Source organism: Cryobacterium sandaracinum (assembly GCF_004403415.1).
In the GTDB taxonomy this organism is placed as follows: Bacteria; Actinomycetota; Actinomycetes; order Actinomycetales; family Microbacteriaceae; genus Cryobacterium; species Cryobacterium sandaracinum.
The window spans coordinates 57,225-75,232 of sequence record NZ_SOGO01000007.1 but is presented as its reverse complement, the minus strand read 5'-3'; the positions used below and the strand labels follow the sequence as shown (position 1 = coordinate 75,232).

Annotated in this window: 21 protein-coding genes and 1 tRNA gene; 13 read left to right on the top strand and 9 right to left on the bottom strand. The window is 65.3% G+C overall.

The features are described from left to right. Window positions 1-53: 53 nt before the first annotated feature. A complete protein-coding gene (locus E3T25_RS01305) occupies window positions 54-1,079 on the top strand; it encodes an NADP-dependent oxidoreductase (RefSeq protein WP_104102898.1) in 1,026 nt (341 codons plus the stop codon). A 48-nt stretch (window positions 1,080-1,127) separates the two neighbouring features. Further along, entirely contained in the window at window positions 1,128-1,835 is a 708-nt protein-coding gene (locus tag E3T25_RS01300) for a type 1 glutamine amidotransferase domain-containing protein (protein ID WP_134341800.1), read from the top strand. Between the two features lie 61 nt (window positions 1,836-1,896). Here the strand turns inward: E3T25_RS01300 and E3T25_RS01295 are convergent, their stop codons facing one another. Next, the gene (locus E3T25_RS01295; protein ID WP_134371680.1) at window positions 1,897-2,988 is read right to left on the bottom strand and encodes an aminotransferase class V-fold PLP-dependent enzyme; all 1,092 of its coding nucleotides are present in this window, start codon (window positions 2,986-2,988) and stop codon (window positions 1,897-1,899) included. An 81-nt stretch (window positions 2,989-3,069) separates the two neighbouring features. Here E3T25_RS01295 and E3T25_RS01290 point away from each other — a divergent pair, with 81 nt between their 5' ends. The 7 genes from E3T25_RS01290 to E3T25_RS01260 all read left to right on the top strand — a co-directional run bounded on the left by E3T25_RS01290 (window position 3,070) and on the right by E3T25_RS01260 (window position 9,055). Continuing rightward, window positions 3,070-4,056 (top strand): LysR family transcriptional regulator, encoded by a 987-nt coding sequence (locus E3T25_RS01290; RefSeq protein ID WP_241980511.1) that lies wholly within the window; start codon window positions 3,070-3,072, stop codon window positions 4,054-4,056. An 11-nt stretch (window positions 4,057-4,067) separates the two neighbouring features. Further along, window positions 4,068-5,588, top strand: coding sequence for a glutamate--tRNA ligase (gene gltX, locus E3T25_RS01285; protein WP_104102905.1), 1,521 nt, complete (start codon window positions 4,068-4,070; stop codon window positions 5,586-5,588). Between the two features lie 136 nt (window positions 5,589-5,724). After that, a tRNA-Gln gene (locus E3T25_RS01280) sits at window positions 5,725-5,796 on the top strand. A 681-nt stretch (window positions 5,797-6,477) separates the two neighbouring features. Beyond that, window positions 6,478-6,816 (top strand): hypothetical protein, encoded by a 339-nt coding sequence (locus E3T25_RS01275; RefSeq protein ID WP_134371678.1) that lies wholly within the window; start codon window positions 6,478-6,480, stop codon window positions 6,814-6,816. Between the two features lie 78 nt (window positions 6,817-6,894). Further along, a complete protein-coding gene (locus E3T25_RS01270) occupies window positions 6,895-7,155 on the top strand; it encodes an SHOCT domain-containing protein (protein WP_134371676.1) in 261 nt (86 codons plus the stop codon). A gap of 92 nt (window positions 7,156-7,247) precedes the next feature. Continuing rightward, the gene (locus tag E3T25_RS01265; protein WP_134371674.1) at window positions 7,248-7,940 is read left to right on the top strand and encodes a response regulator; all 693 of its coding nucleotides are present in this window, start codon (window positions 7,248-7,250) and stop codon (window positions 7,938-7,940) included. After that, window positions 7,937-9,055 (top strand): sensor histidine kinase, encoded by a 1,119-nt coding sequence (locus tag E3T25_RS01260; protein ID WP_104102917.1) that lies wholly within the window; start codon window positions 7,937-7,939, stop codon window positions 9,053-9,055. Before E3T25_RS01265 ends, E3T25_RS01260 begins: the two co-directional genes overlap by 4 nt. Here E3T25_RS01260 and E3T25_RS01255 read toward each other — a convergent pair. Then, the gene (locus E3T25_RS01255) at window positions 9,047-11,434 is read right to left on the bottom strand and encodes a heavy metal translocating P-type ATPase (protein ID WP_134371672.1); all 2,388 of its coding nucleotides are present in this window, start codon (window positions 11,432-11,434) and stop codon (window positions 9,047-9,049) included. The two genes, E3T25_RS01260 and E3T25_RS01255, sit on opposite strands and share 9 nt — an antisense overlap. 375 nt (window positions 11,435-11,809) lie before the next feature. Between E3T25_RS01255 and E3T25_RS01250 the strand changes: the two genes are divergently transcribed. From E3T25_RS01250 to E3T25_RS01235, 4 genes are all read left to right on the top strand, one after another. After that, window positions 11,810-12,061 (top strand): SHOCT domain-containing protein, encoded by a 252-nt coding sequence (locus tag E3T25_RS01250; RefSeq protein WP_134341795.1) that lies wholly within the window; start codon window positions 11,810-11,812, stop codon window positions 12,059-12,061. Beyond that, on the top strand, window positions 12,058-13,566 hold the full coding sequence (locus E3T25_RS01245) for a multicopper oxidase family protein (protein WP_134341794.1): 1,509 nt from the start codon (window positions 12,058-12,060) through the stop codon (window positions 13,564-13,566). The genes E3T25_RS01250 and E3T25_RS01245 overlap by 4 nt, the downstream gene beginning before the upstream one ends. Before the next feature lie 104 nt (window positions 13,567-13,670). Further along, window positions 13,671-14,000, top strand: coding sequence for a hypothetical protein (locus E3T25_RS01240; protein WP_104102926.1), 330 nt, complete (start codon window positions 13,671-13,673; stop codon window positions 13,998-14,000). Next, complete coding sequence (locus E3T25_RS01235) at window positions 13,997-14,176, top strand: hypothetical protein (protein WP_134371670.1); 180 nt, start codon at window positions 13,997-13,999, stop codon at window positions 14,174-14,176. Before E3T25_RS01240 ends, E3T25_RS01235 begins: the two co-directional genes overlap by 4 nt. Before the next feature lie 89 nt (window positions 14,177-14,265). Here the strand turns inward: E3T25_RS01235 and E3T25_RS01230 are convergent, their stop codons facing one another. From E3T25_RS01230 to E3T25_RS01205, 7 genes are all read right to left on the bottom strand, one after another. Next, window positions 14,266-15,201, bottom strand: a complete 936-nt coding sequence (locus tag E3T25_RS01230; RefSeq protein ID WP_166785921.1) for a M56 family metallopeptidase — start codon at window positions 15,199-15,201, stop codon at window positions 14,266-14,268. Between the two features lie 29 nt (window positions 15,202-15,230). Further along, window positions 15,231-15,611 carry a BlaI/MecI/CopY family transcriptional regulator gene (locus E3T25_RS01225; RefSeq protein ID WP_134371666.1) on the bottom strand — a complete coding sequence of 127 codons (381 nt, stop codon included), beginning with the start codon at window positions 15,609-15,611 and terminating at the stop codon, window positions 15,231-15,233. 101 nt (window positions 15,612-15,712) lie between these two features. After that, complete coding sequence (locus E3T25_RS01220; protein ID WP_104102938.1) at window positions 15,713-16,351, bottom strand: DUF3105 domain-containing protein; 639 nt, start codon at window positions 16,349-16,351, stop codon at window positions 15,713-15,715. Window positions 16,352-16,365: 14 nt separating this feature from the next. Then, window positions 16,366-16,689: a thioredoxin domain-containing protein gene (locus tag E3T25_RS01215; protein ID WP_174843906.1), complete on the bottom strand. Its 324-nt coding sequence runs from the start codon at window positions 16,687-16,689 to the stop codon at window positions 16,366-16,368. Continuing rightward, on the bottom strand, window positions 16,689-16,847 hold the full coding sequence (locus tag E3T25_RS16595) for a hypothetical protein (RefSeq protein ID WP_166785810.1): 159 nt from the start codon (window positions 16,845-16,847) through the stop codon (window positions 16,689-16,691). Before E3T25_RS16595 ends, E3T25_RS01215 begins: the two co-directional genes overlap by 1 nt. 3 nt (window positions 16,848-16,850) lie before the next feature. Then, on the bottom strand, window positions 16,851-17,270 hold the full coding sequence (locus E3T25_RS01210) for a redoxin domain-containing protein (protein WP_277613178.1): 420 nt from the start codon (window positions 17,268-17,270) through the stop codon (window positions 16,851-16,853). A gap of 92 nt (window positions 17,271-17,362) precedes the next feature. Beyond that, a complete protein-coding gene (locus tag E3T25_RS01205) occupies window positions 17,363-17,650 on the bottom strand; it encodes a hypothetical protein (protein WP_134371664.1) in 288 nt (95 codons plus the stop codon). Between the last annotated feature and the right edge of the window lie 358 nt (window positions 17,651-18,008).

The window sequence follows — 18,008 nt, the reverse complement described above, 5'->3', positions numbered from 1 at the left end:
GCTCAGTACACAATATATTAAAACATTCGTTACAAAGAAGCAGAGGAGCCGCCATGGCCTCGTCCATCACCATCACCAGCACCCAGATCCAGCTTGTCGCCCGCCCCACCGGCTGGCCAACGGATGCCGACTTCGGCACCATCCGCATCGACCTGCCCGAGCTGACCCCCGGTCAGGTTCGCGTGGCCAACGAGTTCGTCTCGGTCGACCCCTACATGCGCGGCCGGATGAACGACGCCAAGTCCTACTCCGCCCCCTACGCCCTCAACGAGACGATGACGGGCGGGGCCGTCGGCCGCGTCGTCGCATCCGCCTCTGACGCGGTTGCCGTCGGCGACGTGGTCGTGCACCAGTTCGGCTGGCGCGACCTGGTACAGGAGGAGGCCTCCGGCTTCCGCGTCGTCCCGGAAATCCCCGGCGTGCCTCTCTCCGCCTACCTCGGCGTGCTGGGCATGACCGCACTCACCGCCTACGTGGGCCTGCTCGAGGTGGCCGGGCTCACGGAAGGCGACACCGTTTTCGTTTCCGGCGCGGCCGGGGCCGTAGGCAGCATGGTCGGCCAGATCGCCCGTCTCAAGGGCGCGAAGCGCGTGATCGGTTCCGCCGGGTCGGCCGAGAAGGTCGCCCTGCTGACCGAGAAGTACGGCTTCGACGCCGCCTTCAACTACAAGGACGGCGACATCGCCAAGCAGCTCGCCGCCGCGGCTCCGGACGGCATCGACGTCTACTTCGACAACGTCGGCGGCGAGCACCTCGAGGCGGCACTGGCCAGCTTCAACGACGGCGGACGCGCCGCCCTCTGTGGTGCGATCTCCGTCTACAACAACACCGAGGCGACCGGCGGCCCGCGCAACCTGGCGAACATGATCGGTCGCGGGCTGACCCTCAAGGGCTTCATCGTGGGCAACTACGTGCAGCATTTCCCCGCGTTCTCGGCCGACATGGCCGGCTGGCTCGCCGCGGGCGACGTCGTCTTCGACGAGACCGTGGTCGACGGGATCGACCACGCGGTCGACGCCTTCCTCGGCCTCATGCGTGGCGAGAACACCGGCAAGATGGTCGTCCGCACGAACGTCTGACTTTCCCGACAGCATCCATTTCACACGATCACACACTCTGGAGAACCCATGAATTCCGTACTTTTTGTCGTCAGCGCCGCCGATCACTGGACCCTCAACGACGGCAGCCTGCACCCCACCGGCTACTGGGCCGAAGAGCTCGCCGAACCGCACCGCCTGTTCACCGAGGCCGGCTGGCGGATCACCATCGCGACGCCCGGCGGCATCGCCCCCACCATCGACGCGGGAAGCCTGGCACCCCAGGCGGCCGGCGGGGAAGACCGGGCCGCGGCCATCGTCGCCTACCTCGACACCATCGGCAGTGAACTCGACGAGCCCCGCTCGATCAGTGACATCACGGTCGCCGACTACGACGTCGTCTTCTACCCCGGCGGCCACGCCCCGATGGAGGACCTGGCCGTCGACGCCGACTCCGGACGTATCATGACCGAAGCCCTCGACTCCGGAACGATTCTCGGCGTGCTCTGCCACGCCCCGGCCGCCATGCTCGCCGCCCAGCGAGCCGACGGCAGCTGGCCCTTCACCGGCTACCGCATGACCGGCTTCACCGATGAGGAGGAGACTCTCGGCGGCCTCGCCCCCAAGGCGCCGTGGCTCGTGCAGAGCCGCCTGGTCGCGCTGGGCGCCGACTTCGTCGCCGGCGCAGCCTGGGCCGAGCACATGGAGATCGACCGCAACCTGTACACCGGCCAGAATCCGGCTTCCTCCGCTGCTCTCGCCGGCGCGATTATCACCGCCGTCACCGCACAGAAGTAGTCGAGTCGCCGCGAGGCCCTCTGGCCGAGCAGGCCCTGCGGTCGCGCCCGTCGTGACCCGGCTACGTACGCAGGGCGCGCAGGGCGTCGGCGACGTCGTCCTCGTCATTCCACAGGTGGAAGGCGACGCGGGCCCGTCCGGCCCTGCGCGACGCGGTGAGACCGGCCCGGGTGAGGCGTTCAAGGTCGGTGCCGTCGGCATCCGGCCAGGTCACGATCGACTGCCCGGCCGGGGCGAGCCCGAGCCCGGCGCAGAGCGCGTCGCCCAGCGCCACCGCGTGGTCGCGCACCGTCGACAGGTCGAGCCGCCCGAACAGTTCCAGTGCGGGTTCGGCGCCCACCCAGGAGTTCCAGGCCGGGGAGACGTCGAATCGGCGCGCATCAGCCGCAAGGTTCATGTCCGGTCCGTAACAGGAGGCCCACGGGTCCCGGCCGGCATACCAGCCCGCCTGCACCGGGTGCAGCAGTACGGCCAGCCGCTCGGCCACGGTCAGGAAGGCCACGCCGCGCGGGGCGCAGAGCCACTTGTAACTGTGGCAGATAGAGGCGTCGAAGACGGATGCGTCCACCGGCATCCACCCGGCGGCCTGCGTCGTGTCGCAGAGGGTGAAGCACCCGTGAGCACGGGCGGCGGCCACGATCCCCGCGGTGTCGGCGACGGCACCGGTGGCGGACTGCACGAGCGAGAACGCCACAAGCCAGGTGTCGGCGGTGATCCCGACGGCCAGCTCGGCCAGAGGCAGGTGCCGCACGGTGACCCCGCGGTGCGCCTGGCTGAGGAACGGGAACACCATCGAGCTGAAATCGCCATCGACGCAGAGCACCTCGGCGCCGTCGGGAACGCTCGCGGCGAGCAGGCCGGCCAGCACGGACGCCTGAGACCCGATCGCGACCCGGCTCACCGGAACAGCGACGAGTCTGGCATACGCGTGCCGGACCCGTTCGACCACGGCGGCGTACCCCGCCGCCGACGCGGTGCCCAGCGCCCAGGCGTCGGCGTCCAGGCGCAGGGCCGCTTCCGTTTCCCGGGTCGGCAGCCCGAGCGTGCAGGCCGCCAGATAGCCGCGGCCGCCCCGGAACCGCTCGCGCGCCTCGCGCACGCCGATGCGGGCCGGCAGCGTCGAACGGGACGCGGAAGAGTCGCTCTGGATCATTTCTCCAGCATGCGACCGGCCTATTCATTTGACAATAACCAGTAGCTGAGGCAATCCATAAGCATCAGTTATGATCACTTCGTGCCCGCCATCGTCCAGCCCGAACTCGACTCCACCATGCTGCGCGTCGTGGGTGCGCTCGCCGACTGCGGCTCGATCACGGCGGCCGCGGCGGCGCTCGGCTACAGCCAGCCCGCCGTGAGCCAGCAGCTTAGACGGCTCGAGCAGCGCATCGGGATGGCCGTGATCGAACGCATCGGCCGCGGCGTGCGGCTCACCGAGACCGGCCGGCTGCTCGCCCGGCACGCCGCCATCGTGAGCGGGGCCCTGGACGCCGCCGCGGGGGAATTGTCCGAGCTGCGCGGCCTGCGCGCGGGCCGGGTGCGTCTGGCGGCGTTCCCCTCCGCCTCGGCGACCATTGTGCCGCGCCTGCTCGCTGACCTGCAGCGCCCCCATCCGGGAGTCAGCGTCACCTACCTTGAGGCTGAGCCGCCCGAAGCCGTGGCTCTGGTGCGCCAGAACCAGGCCGATCTGGCGATCACGTTCAGCTACCCCGGCGACCGGGTCGACCCTCACCGGGACAGCGCCGAGGGCCTCGTCGTGACCCGGCTCCGCCGGGACGAGATGATGCTCGTGCTGCCGGCCGGACACGCCCTGGCCAAAAACAGCGCAGTCGACCTCGGCGACCTGGCCGAGGAGAATTGGATCGGCGGATGTCCTCGGTGCCGCGGCCACCTGCTGGAGCTTTGCGGTCACAACGGTTTCACCCCCCGCATCTCTTACGAGACCGACAACGCGGCCGCCGTGCTCGGCCTCGTGGCGGCCGGCATCGGGGTGGCGATGCTGCCCGCGCTTGCCCTCGACTCCGTCGGCGCGCAGCCTCTCGTCGCCATCCGGCCCACCCGCGGCCGCGACCACCGCACCCTGCACACGGTCACGGTCACTGGGTCCGCGGGCGTGGCGGCCATTGCCGTCACCCTGCGCCGGCTCGCCGCGCTGGCCGGACCGGACGCGCCACCCGCGGCGCCACCCGTATCCCCACCCGCGCCCTCACCCGGAGGCAACTAGAATCGGGGGTGATGTCTGAGACAATTGCGCACCCGTTTTCCACTGCCACCGGCACCGACGTTCGCGTTCGGTTCTGCCCCTCGCCGACCGGAACGCCGCACGTCGGTCTGATCCGCACGGCGCTCTTCAACTGGGCTTACGCCCGGCACACCGGCGGCACGTTCATCTTCCGGATCGAAGACACCGATCCGGCCCGCGATACCGAGGAGAGCTTCGTGCAGCTCCTCGACGCGCTGCACTGGCTACGCCTGGACTGGGACGAGGGCGTCGAGGTCGGCGGACCGCACGCTCCCTACCGCCAGTCCGAGCGCTACGACATCTACCGTGACGTGATCGAGCAGCTCAAGGCGTCCGGTCACATTTACGAGAGCTTCGCCACCGGCGAGGAGATCGAGGTGCGAAACGTCGCCCTCGGCCGCGACCCGAAGGCCGGATACGACAACTTCGAGCGCGACCTCAGCGATGAGAAGAAGGCGGCCTTCCGTGCAGAGGGCCGCTCGCCGGCGCTCCGCCTCAAGGTGCCCGACACGGACATCTCCTTCGACGACCTGGTTCGCGGCGAGATCACCTTCCCGGCCGGCTCGTTCAGCGACTTCGTCGTCGTGCGGCCCAACGGGCATCCGTTGTACCCGTTCGTGAACCCGGTCGACGACGCCATGATGGGCGTCACCCACGTGCTGCGCGGCGAAGACCTGCTCTCCTCCACGCCGCGCCAGATCGCCCTGTACCACGCGCTGATCGACATCGGACTGGCCACGTTCGTGCCGCGTTTCGGGCACATGCCCTACGTCATGGGCGAGGGCAACAAAAAGCTCTCCAAGCGCGACCCTGAGTCCAACCTGTTCCACCACCGCGCCCGCGGCTTCGTTCCCGAGGGACTGGTCAACTACCTGTCCCTGCTCGGCTGGTCCCTCTCCAGCGACCGCGACGTGTTCACGATCGATGAGATGATCGCCGCGTTCGACGTCGTCGACGTGCTGCCGAACCCGGCCCGCTTCGACCTCAAGAAGGCCGAGTCGCTCAACGGCGACCACATCCGGCTGCTCGACCCGGCCGATTTCGCCGCCCGGGTCATCCCGTACCTGGTGGCCGCCGGCGACGTGACCGAACCACTCAGCGAGGTGCAGCAGGCTATTCTCGAGGCCGCCGCACCGCTAGTGCAGGAACGCATCGCCCTGCTCGGCGAGGCACCCGGCATGCTCGGTTTCCTGTTCATCGGCGGCGACTCGCTGGCCTACCAGCCGGATGCCCTCGCCTCGCTCCCGCAGAACACGCGCGAGATCCTCGCCACGTCCACGGCAGCGCTGCTCGACATTCCCGAAGCGGAATGGACGCACGACCGCGTGCACACCACCCTGACCGAGACGCTGATCGACGGGCTCGCGCTCAAGCCGCGCGTGGCCTTCGGCCCCCTCCGGGTCGCGGTCTCCGGCCGGCGCATCTCGCCGCCGCTGTTCGAGTCGATGGAGATCCTGGGCAAGGCGGAGTCCGTGCTGCGTCTTGCACGTCTGGCTGCCACCACTCTCGAGTGACTGGCCGCGCGGTGTCGGGCCCCTCGGGGTCTGCCCCGGCAATCGGCTCGAGCCGGCGATGATTTCGGCTCTGGGTTTGTCCCGGCACTCTGAGTGGGTTAGAGTTACGAGTCGGTCCGTTCTGAGGAACAGGCAGTGGGGTATGGTGTAATTGGCAACACGACTGATTCTGGTTCAGTTGTTCTTGGTTCGAGTCCAGGTACCCCAGCAGTAATAGGTGCAGGATTTCGCGGCGATATCACCCATCGCCCATCCTCTCCCCTTGGCCCGGGCCCGCTCCGGTGTTTAGAATCACTATCACAAGCTCCATGCGGGGCTGCAGCGGCGTTTCGCCGCCCGGGTTGATTCGCTTTCGTCACGACGCAACCGGACTGACACTCGACGCCGTTCGGCGTTCAGCCCGCAGCGCCAAGGTGCACACTGCGATGTCTTTCCCGGCTTGTCGGGATGCGGTGGACAATCTGATTTTCAGACGATGACTCGATCAGTTGACGGATGGTTTGCCGCGCCGCTGGTGCCAGGAATCGACGCATAACGACCGTCGGCATGCGCTTTGCGGATCGGTATGAGCCTGGCCAGCGCGTTTCATCAAACCTTCACATGCTCGGGGGCTGGAGCTTCATGCGCGGTCTGCATGCTGGTGTGTAGACACCAACTTGGTGGCTGAACGCGAAAGGTGTTGAGACTGATGAAATTCAATCGGAAGAACGTGACCGCTGGTGTTGCGGGACTCGGGCTTGTCGGAGCGCTTGTCACGGGCGGTGTTGCCGCGGCGCAGGCATCTACCGGTGATGGGGCTATTTCCCAGCCACCATCGACGACCTCGTCGTCAGTTGGCGAGCACCGGTCAGGCCACTTGGCCGGCATGACATTCGGGCAGAGTTCGCCCATGGTCGCGATCGCGAGCTACCTCGGCTTGAGTCGGACGGAGCTGCAGGACCGGGTCCAGTCGGGTGGGTCCCTCGCGGATGTCGCTGAAGCCCAGGGAAAATCGGTTTCTGGGCTCAAAGACGTAATTCTCTCGCAGCAGAGGACCACTCTCGACTCCAACACCACTCTGTCATCTGATGACGGGGAGGCAGCCGTAGAACAGATGAGGAGCCGCATTGACCCGATGCTGAGCGCGACCCACACCCCAGGTGAGGGGATGGGCATGGGTTCGGGAGTCGGTATGCACTCGGGCGCAGGGATGGGCGTAGGGATGGGCTTGGGAATGGCGCGGACCTGACCGTCTCCTGAACAGGCGGAGCGGTCCACGGGCTGCCTGGATGTACGAAAATAAACAGAAACTGAAGGAGCAGAAGAAATGATGTGGGGAAACGGATACAACATGACGTGGGGATGGCCGGTAGGGCTGCTCATGCTCGTCGCAGTCATCCTCCTTGTTGTCTGGGTTGTGCGGGCTTTTGCTGACGAAACTGAACGCGGAGGGTTCCGCGGGACTACTCCGCTGAGCCGCGGACAAGGCGAGCGCAGTCCAGCGCGTCAAATACTCGATGATCGCTTCGCGAAGGGTGAATTGAATGAAACGGAATACCGAGAACGGTTGCAGGTGCTCGAGAGGTAAGGCCTGAGTTGGTACTCCCTCGCCGAGTCCCTGGGGCGCAGTGCAGAGTCCGTGCCGCCGCACGGCGATAATCAGAAGAAAAGGGGTGAGCGATGCAGAAGGTCCTGGTTGTCGACGACGAGGCGCAGATCAGGACGGTCCTGCGCGGCTACCTGGAAGCGGAAGGTTATGACGTAGCGGAGGCCGCGGACGGCGCCGAGGCGCTTGCGGTACTCCATAAGGACCCTCCCGCTCTCGTGCTGCTGGATGTAATGCTGCCGGGGATCGACGGGCTGGAGGTTCTCCGGCAGTTGCGAGGCTTCAGCGACGCGTACGTGATCCTCGTCACGGCCAGGGCGGAGGAGGTCGACAAGCTCGTGGGGCTCGGTGTGGGTGCGGATGACTATGTGACCAAGCCATTCAGCCCGCGCGAGGTGACGGCTCGAGTGAAGGCAATGCTCCGTCGTGACAATCGGGATGAGCGAACCGACAGAGACTCCCTGCTTCGCTTCGATGGCTTGTCCATCAAACCCGCCCACCGAGAGGTTGAGGCGAATGGAGTCTCCGTGGGGTTGTCGAGCCTGGAGTTTGATCTTCTCACCGCACTCGCAACCGAGCTTGGGCGGGTGTTTTCCCGGGCACAACTGCTTAAAAAAGTCTGGGGCTACGATTTCTACGGCGACGAACGGGTCGTCGATGTTCACATCCGCAGTTTGCGCGCACGACTCGGCGACGATGCCGGCGATCCACACCTGATCGCCACGGTGCGGGGCGTGGGCTACAAGTTTGTGGCCGGGCCCAGATGAAGATGCGCCTCTCGCTGCGCCTGTTCATCTCCTATGCCGCTATTGCCGTGGTCGGCGGCATGGTGGCTTATCTGACGATCTCGCTGCTCGCTCCTCGACTGTTCGAAGACCGGCTGGGGATGATGATGGACAGTGAGGGCACCGGAATGTCGATGGGGGCCATGGACGCGACCAGCGTGCGCTCCGCCTTCCTATCCGCGCTCACGACCTCGCTGATCGTCGGGGTACTGGCCAGCGTCATCGCCGCAGGTTTCGTCGCCGCGGCAGTCACGGGGCGCCTACTTCGCCCCCTCAACGCTGTGCGGGCCGCGACCAAACTGATCGCTGCCGGAAAATACGGAGGCAGGGTCCCCGTCCCCTCCGAGCCAGAACTCGCAGCGCTGGCCACAGACGTCAACACGCTGGCCCAGGCCCTGGCCGATACCGAGTCACGGCGAACCCGGCTGCTCGGGGAGGTTGCGCATGAAATGCGAACCCCACTGACCGTTCTGGACGGCTACGTCGAGGGGCTGATCGATGGCGTGTTCACCGCCAGCCCCGACACATTCGCCTCCCTCAGCGAGGAACTGCGCCGCCTGCATCGCCTCTCCGATGACCTGTCCAGCCTGTCGCGCGCTCAAGAACAGCGGCTCGACCTGCATCCAGTCGATGCCGACCTGGCCGATCTTGCTCGCCGCACGGCCAACCGGCTCGCTCCGCAATTCGAAGATTCGGGCGTGACGTTGACACTCAACGTCGCCACGCCGCTGCCCGTGCACGTGGACCCGGACCGGATCACCCAGGTTCTGACCAACCTTTTCGGCAACGCCCTGCTCGCCACCCCGGCGGGCGGTGCGGTCACCATCACGACGCACGGCGCCGACGGCCGTGGTGAGGTCGTCGTGATCGACACGGGAGTGGGCCTGGCCGAGGAGGACACAGACCGTGTTTTCGAGCGGTTCTACCGTGTGCCCGGACAGGCCCGCCGCTCCGCCGGATCAGGGATCGGTCTCACGATCGCCCGGGAAATAGCGCGTGCGCACGGCGGGGACGTGACGGCCTCGTCGGGAGGGACAGGGCAGGGAGCCAGATTCGCGGTCGTGGTACCCCTGCGGGCCGGCGCCAGATCAGGCTGAAACTCCGACGTCATTCCCTGCTCCGTCAGCCGATGTGGTGGCCGTCGTGCTCTCGGGCTGTCGCGGGAGGCGCAGCCGCTTGAGCAGCAGCGCGTTGACCGCGACGATGACGCTGGAGCCGGACATGGAGATGGCGGCGATTTCCGGACTGAGCCGGATGCCGAACGTCGGAAAGAAAACGCCGGCGGCAATGGGGAGCGCGATCGCGTTGTAGCCGACCGCCCAGCCGAGGTTTTGGCGCATTTTGCGCACGGTGCCTTTCCCGATGCGCAGGGCGATGGGGACGTCGAGGGGGTCTGACCGCATCAGGACTACGTCCGCCGTGTCGATGGCGACGTCCGTCCCCGCCCCGATGGCGATGCCCAGGTCCGCCTGTGCCAAGGCCGGAGCGTCGTTGACTCCGTCGCCGACCATCGCGACTCGCTTGCCGGACGCCTGCAGCTCCTTGATTTTCGCGGCCTTGTCTTCCGGGAGCACCTCGGCGATCACAACATCGATCTGGAGCATGGATGCGATCCGCTGCGCGGTCGCCTCATTGTCGCCGGTGAGCATGACGACCTCGATTCCCGCTTCGTGAAGAGCGACAACGGCGGCCGCCGCGGTCTCTCGAACGGCGTCAGCCAAGGCGATGACCCCAGCGGCCTTCCCGTCGACGGCGACGAGGACCGCCGTCCGTCCGGTGGCGGCCAACGTCTGACGCTGGGCGGACACCGGATCAATATCGATGCCCTGGGCGACCATGAGTTTGCGGTTGCCGACGAACACCTGGCGTCCTGCGACTGTTGCGCCGGCACCATGTCCCGGAACATTGCGGAACGCAGATGCTTCCAACGCAGTCGCGCCGCGCCCGACGGCGTAACTGACGACGGCTGCGGCGAGCGGATGCTCGGACTCCCGTTCCACTGCAGCGACAAGGGCCAACAACTCGACCTCATCCATCCCAACAGCAATGAAGTCCGTCACCTCTGGTTCGCCCCGGGTCAGAGTTCCCGTCTTGTCCAGGACGACCGTGTCGATTCGAGCTGAAGTCTCCAACGCGGTCGCAGTTTTAAAGAGGACACCGCGTTTGGCGCCCAGGCCGGTGCCGACCATGATGGCGGTCGGTGTCGCCAGGCCCAACGCATCCGGGCAGGTGATGACGACGACGGTGATCGCAAAGAGGATCGCGGTAGGAAGGCTCGCGCCGGCCAAGAGCCACGCACCCAGGGTGGCGCTGCCGCCAATGAGGGCTACGAGCACAAGCCAGAAGGCCGCGCGGTCGGCTAGCCGTTGTCCGGGGGCCTTGGAGTTCTGTGCTTCCTGAACCAGGGCCACGATCTGCGCGAGTGCGGTATCGGCGCCGACTTTGGTCGCCCGCACGCGAAGGGTTCCGGTGGTGTTCACTGTGGCGCCGATCACGTTGGATCCGATGCTCTTGGCGACGGGAAGGCTCTCCCCGGTGACCATGGATTCGTCGATGTCGGACTCACCGTCTTCTACGACGGCGTCAGTTGGAACTTTTGCTCCGGGCCGAACCAGGAGGAGGTCGCCCGGGACAACCTCCGCGGTCGGGACCTCAACCGGTTCCCCGTCGCGGATGACGAATGCCATCGACGGTGCCAACTCGAGCAGCGTGCGGATGGCGTCGTTTGCGCCGCCCCTGGCACGCATTTCAAACCAGTGGCCCAGGAGGACGAAGCTGGTCAGAACGGTCGCAGCCTCGTAGAAAACTTCCCCACCACCGGTAAGGGTGACAGACAGGCTATAGAGCCAGCCCGCTCCGACACCGACGGCTACCAGAACCATCATGTCCAGGGTTCGAGCCCGCAGCGCCCGGAAGGCCCCATCGAAAAAGATCCAAGCCGAATAGAAAATGACCGGCAGAGACAGGATCAACGCGAAAACGTCATCCCGCAGCCCGAACGGGGCAGGAACCGCGAAACCGAAAACGTCGCGGCCGATCGGCGACCACAGGGTGATCGGAACCGACAGGATCACCGCCACCATGAACCGGTTGCGCATGTCCCGGATCATGCCGGCCATGGACATGTCGCCGTGCGCGCCACCATGCCCCATGGTCTCCTGCATGGTTCGAGGCGGTTGTCCGGTCTTCATTTCATGTTCGGTGTGGTCGGTGACGGATGACGCCACCGGATCGCAGATGTGATCGGGCACGGAGCGTCCAGCGCAGTGGTAACCGCATTCCCGGACCCATGCCGCCAGATCAGTGACGGAGGTCTGCCTGGGATCGAAGGTCACGCTCGCGGTTTGCGCTACCGGATTCGCATCAACGCTCAACACGCCGGGGCGGCGGGCGAGCACCGACTCAACGATCGCTCGCGAGGATGCCCATTGAACGCCCTGCACTTCGAGGACAGTAGTTTCGGCTTCCTGAGTCATGTGAATCTTCCATTCTGAAGAATCGGCCTCACAGCGACAATCTCCGTGTCGAACACTCTCACCCTATACCCATGGGGGTATACGATCGGGGCGATCCACCTCGTCGGTGGGAGGCTGTCGTAGGGCCTCTGGGTCGTTAATCAGGCAACGCTACTAGGATAGATAGTATTCCGGAATGCTTCTACCGGCTCACGGCTCGCTTGTCGTTCGCTGCTCGCCGTGACGGCTTGAGGCGCACTGAACGACTACCCCTTCCGGGAGGATGCACCGCCTGAAAAGGGGGAGTGGTGCACGCCGTTTGATTGTCCAAAATACCCCAAGGGGTATGCTTGCGGCAGTGTCTATTCTCGAAATATGAGTCGAAGGAGTCGGATCATGATGTGGGGCTATGGAGGAAGTATGGGGCTGTACTGGCTCTTCGGGCTGCTGACAATTGTCGGTATCTCGTTGCTGGTCGTGCTCATGGTTCGGCTGTTTTCTGGCGATCGTAGTGTCGGGCGGAAACAGGGGGGAGAGGTTGGGCTAGGCCGCGCGCGCCAGATACTGGATGAACGTTTCGCCAGGGGTGAGCTGACCGCAGAGCAGTACCGCGAACAGCGCGCAGTCTTGGGCGAGGATAAGCGGTGAAGCCTCTCAGCCGTCGAAGCGCTCTCACGCTCGGTGGCCTCGGGCTGGCGAGCACGGTTGCCGGGGGAGCGGGACTTCTCTGGAGCCAGCAGACAGCATCGCCTTCGGCCACCAGCTCAGGCTTTGGGGCGCCCTCCGGGGATCCACTGGTTCAGCCGCCCGAGCTGCGTAGCGCCGATGGCCGCCTCAAGGTACGCCTGGATGCTGCACCGGGGGACGTGAAGATTTCCGGTCGCGGTGCCACCGTGCTGAGCTATAACGGGGGCGTGCCGGGGCCTACCCTACGCGTTCAGGCGGGCGACACGCTCAATGTGAGCCTGCACAACGGCCTCAACGATCCGAGCAACCTGCACGTGCACGGATTGCATGTTTCTCCGTCGGACAACGGCGACAACATGTTCGTGACCGTGAAGGCCGGAGAGTCATTCGACTACGAATATCAGCTGCCGCCTGATCACCCGCCGGGAGTGTACTGGTATCACCCGCACCACCACGGGTTCGTCGCCGATCAGGTCTTCGGCGGCCTTTACGGGGCCATCATTGTCGAGGACCCCACGCCCATCAGGGCAACGCGAGAGCGCGTGCTCGTCATCTCAGACATCACACTGGACAGCCTGGGCCGCATCCCTCCCGTCACGCCGTCGGAACAGATGGCGGGACGGGAAGGACAACTCGTTCTGGTCAACGGGCAGGTGAATCCGGTGATGACCGCCCGTCCGGGGGAACGCGAACGTTGGCGCATCGTCAACGCCTGTGTGTCCCGGTACCTGCGGCTGCGTCTCGACGGGCAGGAACTACAACTCCTCGGCATCGACTCGGGACGGTTCCAGACCCCCGGCGACGTCGATGAGGTAGTGCTGTTACCCGGCAACCGAGCGGACCTCCTGGTTACCGCTGTCTCAGGGACATCCATCTTCCAGACTCTGCCCTACGACCGCGGCGGCCCGAACGGAATGATGGGCGGGATGATGGGCGGCGGCGCTGGACCAAGCGGGCAGGACGCTCAGAGCAACCCTCGCGGCTTTTCAGTGGCGACACTAACGGTGTCCGGTGATGCGATGACCGCCCTGTCCGCAGTCCCCGAGCAGGCCGTGCCCCCAGATCTTCGTTCGCGGCCCGTGACGGCGCGTCGCGAGCTCACGTTCGGGATGGGAATGGGCGGGATGAGGGGCGGCTCGATGATGAGTTTCACCATTAATAAAGAGGTGTTCGATGCGGACAGAACAGACACCACGGTTCAGGCCGACAGCATCGAAGAATGGACCCTGACAAACACCAGCCAGATGGACCACCCCCTGCACCTGCACGTTTGGCCAATGCAGCTCGTTGAGGAAAATGGCAGGGCGGTCGAGTTGGTGGTTCGGCAAGACGTTGTCAATGTTCCGGCAGGGGGACGAGTGAAGGTCCGCATCGCCTTCGACGACTTCGCCGGACGGACTGTCTATCACTGCCACATCCTCGATCACGAGGACAACGGGATGATGGGCGTCATTGAAGCAAAGTGACAACGACTCCTGACAGGGGCTTTCCTGTGTGACCGCGGTTCACTGCGACGGGAGCCAACTTCGGCTACTACTATGAAAGATAGTAGACAAAGAAGGAGGCGCTCATGCGCTCACGAATCTGGATCATCTCCCTGGCCGCTGGAGCGTTGCTTGCAGCAGGCACCGTCGCTCCGGCCTACGCGGCCGAGGGCAGCAGCCCTCCGGCCCCGGCGGGTCAGGCCGAGGATAGCGCCCGCGGACACATGGCCGCGATGCACAGAGCACCTGGCCTGGTGAAAATGCACGAACAGATGATGGCCGGGATGTCCGACACGGCTGACATGACGGCCGGTGCACCCGGCATGGCGAAAATGCACGAGCAGATGATGGCCCATCACCCGGCTGGCGACGCTTCGTCGGAGGCTGGCAATAAAAGCCTGGAGGCGTCACGGTGAGTACGGCGCTCTATGGTCTGGCCCTCCTGGCCTGCCCAGCGGCTATGGGCTTGATGATGTGGTTCATGATGCGAGGGAAGACGACAGCTGATGCGCCGAAGTCGCTGTCGGCGGCCGATGAAATGGAGTTGACCACACTGCGCGCGGAGGTGGACACGCTGCATCTGCCGAATTGAGGTTCTTATTCAGCCTCAACACCTGTTCGATGGCCGTCAGTGCGGTTGCAGTGTGAGATCCGGGCTTCCGGGGGAATGCGCAGCGTCGATCACATCGTCAAGGACTGCTCGTCCTCCGGGCACGGGTCCATTGTTCCCGCTGCGGATGCGGGGGCGATGGCGAGGAACAAGGGCAAGGCGATCAACAATCCCATAGCCAAAGCAGCGACGGTTGTCTTCCCGGCGCCAAGGGGCCGAGTCGGTGAAATAAGTCTCCTGACTCGGCTGGGAGCTGATTCTTCGCCAGCACCGAGGGCCGCCGCGGGGGTCAGCCCGTGTTCAGCCAGGCGCACCAAGGCGGTGGCGACTGTGGTCCGGTCACTATGACGGGCCGCACTGTCATCGGCGAGCATCTCGACGAGCCGGCCCAGTTCTCTGCGTGCGGTTCGAAATGCTGGGACACTGGGGAATGCATGCTGTAGCGCGTCGGCCGCCGCGAGGATGAGGTCGTGACGTCCCCGCAGGTGGGCCCGTTCGTGGGCCAGAACGGCGAGGAGCTGATTGTGATCCAACGCCGACAGGGCGGCACTGGTCAAGACGACCTGACGGACCCTGCCTGGTAGGCAGTACGCGGCGGCGGCCGGATGGTCGACGACGAGAGCGTCGTATCGGAGGTGGGGTTGCGCAATGAGGGCCAGGGCGTCCAGTTGTACTTTCCTGTTGCGGGCTGCGATTGCCCGGTCCGCGGCCAGGCAATAGGCGACCCGGACGAGGATGGCACTTGCGGCGGCAGCGCCGGTGGCGCTGACCACGGCACCGCCTGGCGTGGAGTATTGCGCGAGGAGGGCCATCGCGCAGGTACGGATCCAGTCGGCGAGGATGATGGTCCAGGGAATCGCGGGGATGGCCAGGCTCGAACCGGCAAGCAGCACCGCCAAAACAATTGAGACGCTCAGCGTTTGCCACGCAGTGATCCCGATCCGGGGAGACCGCTCGAGCCACGACATCCGGCGCAATAGGGTCGGCCCCAGGACGGCCAGAATCACGGCGAGGACCGCCAAAACGGCTGGAGCAATCATGGCGCGGTGCTTGTGCGACCCTGAAGGTGCTCGTCAAGGGCAAGACGGAGGCTGGCGACTTCCTCTGGCGGAATATGGTCGAGGAAGTGCAAAAATGTCACCGAAGTGTCAGCTCCTCCGGCAAGGACTTCCCCCATGAACGCGGCAGTGTGCTGCTCACGAGTCTGCGCAGGTCGGTAAAGATACGCACGGCCGTCCTTCTCCCGAGTCAGAAAGCCTTTGCGGCGCAGGTTGTCCATAACTGTCATTACCGTTGTGTAGGCGAGTGTGCGCTCGCGTTGAAGATCCTCCAGCACCTCGCGAACGGCGACCGGGCGCCCCCAGGACCAGATGCGATCCATGACGTGCTGTTCCAGCGTGCCGAGTGGGCGCACCATGGGTTGTTCCCTTCTACGCTCTAATGGAAACGAAAACCCCTAATCAACTACCTTCCATAGTAACGTACGGTCCCTGCTGCGCCCGCGGGATCCCGTGCCGATCAGCCCTGGACGCCACCAGAGCAGGGTGCGCCGGGTTCGGGTGTCTGTGGGCCCTGTAGGTAGGTCTGCAGGAACAACTGCAGGCGGGGGTCATCCACGTTGTCCAGTTGCAGTTGTTTTCCCCAGGCGCTGGCGACAATCGGGGCGGGGAGGTCAGGATACGGGCTCAAGAGTTCGTATGGGTTCGACTCGGCATCAGCCGTCAGAGTGTCGATCTGCTCTTGCGGCAGATCGGATCGGTAGGTGACCCACACCGCGCCATGCTCGAGCGAGTGCACGGCCCGCCAGGTGTCTACCGGCTTCGTGTACACGCCGCAGTTTGTCAGCTCGGCCGAATGATCTCCGCCGACGGGGGGAAGCGTCGGAAACGCAACCTCGTTGACCACGTGGTCGCGGCTCAATCCATCAGAACTCTCCACGCCACTGATTGGCTTGTCTGCTGCCGATCTCGCCGCGTCCTGGTCTTTCTGGTTGACGATGAAGATGGAGACAACGGTCGCCACGAGGGTGATTGCGACGACGGTGCCCAAGCCGTAGATCCAGAAGCTCCGACGCCGCTCGCCCCGCTTCAGCTGTGCCCGTGCGGCCGCAACGATCGCCTGCCGATGTGCTCTGTCCTCTGTGTTCGGGTGTTCCATTTGGACGGTCCTCTCTATTGCTGATGTGCATTGTGGTGTACGGCAACGTTCTGTGAGCTGCCGTTCGAGCCCGGCTGCCCCTGGGCGGCTACGTCGGGGCGGGACAGCTGGAGCCGCAGCTTCTTCTCCGATAGCCTCCCGTAGCTGAACATGACGTCGTCGATCAGGATGCCGGGGGCAAAGATGATGCCGTTCCGAGCGGCCAGAGCCCGGCCTTCATCGGTGTCCAGGCCGATCGCCTCGACCTGAAAGAAGTAGTCCGAGGAGAGTCGGGACACTACCAGCTTGGCTTGATCGCAGGCGTGGCACGAGGCTTGCGTCAGTACGATGATTCGCATCAGGCGTCGGTCCGGACAGCCTGCATCTGGGTGAGTATCTCGTCTACCGGCACGTACATGGTGTAGTTCGGCGGGCCACCGTAGTCGGCGCGCCACTCAATTTCCCCCGTCGGCCCAACCAGGATGAAGCTGTGTCCGTTGCGGGATTCACCCATCATTCCTCACTTGTTGGTCTGGTAAGTCAGGGAGACATCCAGACGGGTGTCGGCCAAAGCGACCGCCGTCAGCTTGTCGTCGGCCATTTTCTGGGCGATCAGGTTCACCGGCCCGCTGGTGATGGTGAGGAGCTGATCGACGCCGACAGACTGCAGCTCGGTCTGGGCGGCGTCCAGATCGCGGATTTCGTCCCAGCACGGCTGGCACCCGATCCCCTCATGAAAAAAGAGCAGAACGGACTCGCCACGGTAGTCGCTGAGATTGACCGTCCCCCCAGCCGTGGAAGCGAGAGAAAAGTCGGGGGCTTCCGCGCCCGGGCCTGGAGCACCCACGGCGTAACTGACGGAGGTGGTGTTTTCCACAGCCGTGGGGGTCCCGTTCCAAGTGCTTTCCATGACCACCAGGATGGCTGCCGCAACCGCCATGATGCTCACGACCATCGTTGCCCGGCGCAACCCGGTGCTCCTGGCGCGTGACTGCAGGCGTATGCCCGGACGGCCTTTCTCCCGTGATGCCATTACTGTGACTTTTCTGTCTGGGCGCGCGTATGCGCCTGGTCGGGTCGGTTGCCGGAGGCGGTCGGCGTGGCTGCGTGCTTTCGGCTGCGGAGCGCCGTCCAGACCAAAGCGCCGAGAGCGGAGAAGACGGTGAGCGTCGAGATCCACCCTGGAATGAAGGCCAGGAACTGCTGGATGACGGCGGCCCAGTGCCCCAGTGCTGCGGCAAGTTCAACCTGCCACCCATCCGGTGCCATGCCCGGTCCCTGCACCGCGAGGACGACGGTGAGCACGCCAATGGCGATCATCAACCCGCTTGAGAGCACTGTTCCCACGGACAACCGCCACCGGGCCCGGGGCCCGATCGGAAGGGTCGTGGCCGCGAGCAGGCGACTTGCTCCCCAGTTTTTCTGTCCCACACCGACGCCAAGGCGCACAGGGGAGCGACCATCCCGAATACGTAGGCGACGCCCACTGCGGCGGCGGCCGGGAAAGACGAAGCGGCACCGGAGAGCGCCGCCACATCGGCGAGGACTGGGGCGCAGCACGCGCTGGCGGCACCGGAGAACACTCCGAGTCCGTACACCGAGCCGATGCTCGTTCCGCCGCCGCGCCCGGAGGGCATCGGTAGCATCATTTTCCAGCCCCCAGGGTGGCAACGCCCAC

Bases quoted from the DNA above. Each gene is read 5' to 3' on its own strand.
- E3T25_RS01305 (WP_104102898.1), top strand. From the start codon at position 54: ATGGCCTCGTCCATCACCATCACCAGCACCCAGATCCAGCTTGTCGCC.
- E3T25_RS01240 (WP_104102926.1), top strand. From the start codon at position 13,671: ATGCGCTCACGAATCTGGATCATCTCCCTGGCCGCTGGAGCGTTGCTT.
- E3T25_RS01300 (WP_134341800.1), top strand. From the start codon at position 1,128: ATGAATTCCGTACTTTTTGTCGTCAGCGCCGCCGATCACTGGACCCTC.
- E3T25_RS01295 (WP_134371680.1), bottom strand. From the start codon at position 2,988: ATGATCCAGAGCGACTCTTCCGCGTCCCGTTCGACGCTGCCGGCCCGC.
- E3T25_RS01250 (WP_134341795.1), top strand. From the start codon at position 11,810: ATGATGTGGGGCTATGGAGGAAGTATGGGGCTGTACTGGCTCTTCGGG.
- E3T25_RS01260 (WP_104102917.1), top strand. From the start codon at position 7,937: ATGAAGATGCGCCTCTCGCTGCGCCTGTTCATCTCCTATGCCGCTATT.
- gltX (WP_104102905.1), top strand. From the start codon at position 4,068: ATGTCTGAGACAATTGCGCACCCGTTTTCCACTGCCACCGGCACCGAC.
- E3T25_RS01270 (WP_134371676.1), top strand. From the start codon at position 6,895: ATGATGTGGGGAAACGGATACAACATGACGTGGGGATGGCCGGTAGGG.
- E3T25_RS01265 (WP_134371674.1), top strand. From the start codon at position 7,248: ATGCAGAAGGTCCTGGTTGTCGACGACGAGGCGCAGATCAGGACGGTC.
- E3T25_RS01275 (WP_134371678.1), top strand. From the start codon at position 6,478: ATGGTCGCGATCGCGAGCTACCTCGGCTTGAGTCGGACGGAGCTGCAG.
- E3T25_RS01205 (WP_134371664.1), bottom strand. From the start codon at position 17,650: ATGATCGCCATTGGCGTGCTCACCGTCGTCCTCGCGGTGCAGGGACCG.
- E3T25_RS01215 (WP_174843906.1), bottom strand. From the start codon at position 16,689: ATGCGAATCATCGTACTGACGCAAGCCTCGTGCCACGCCTGCGATCAA.
- E3T25_RS01225 (WP_134371666.1), bottom strand. From the start codon at position 15,611: ATGGTGCGCCCACTCGGCACGCTGGAACAGCACGTCATGGATCGCATC.
- E3T25_RS01210 (WP_277613178.1), bottom strand. From the start codon at position 17,270: ATGGCGGTTGCGGCAGCCATCCTGGTGGTCATGGAAAGCACTTGGAAC.
- E3T25_RS01255 (WP_134371672.1), bottom strand. From the start codon at position 11,434: ATGACTCAGGAAGCCGAAACTACTGTCCTCGAAGTGCAGGGCGTTCAA.
- E3T25_RS01220 (WP_104102938.1), bottom strand. From the start codon at position 16,351: ATGGAACACCCGAACACAGAGGACAGAGCACATCGGCAGGCGATCGTT.
- E3T25_RS16595 (WP_166785810.1), bottom strand. From the start codon at position 16,847: ATGATGGGTGAATCCCGCAACGGACACAGCTTCATCCTGGTTGGGCCG.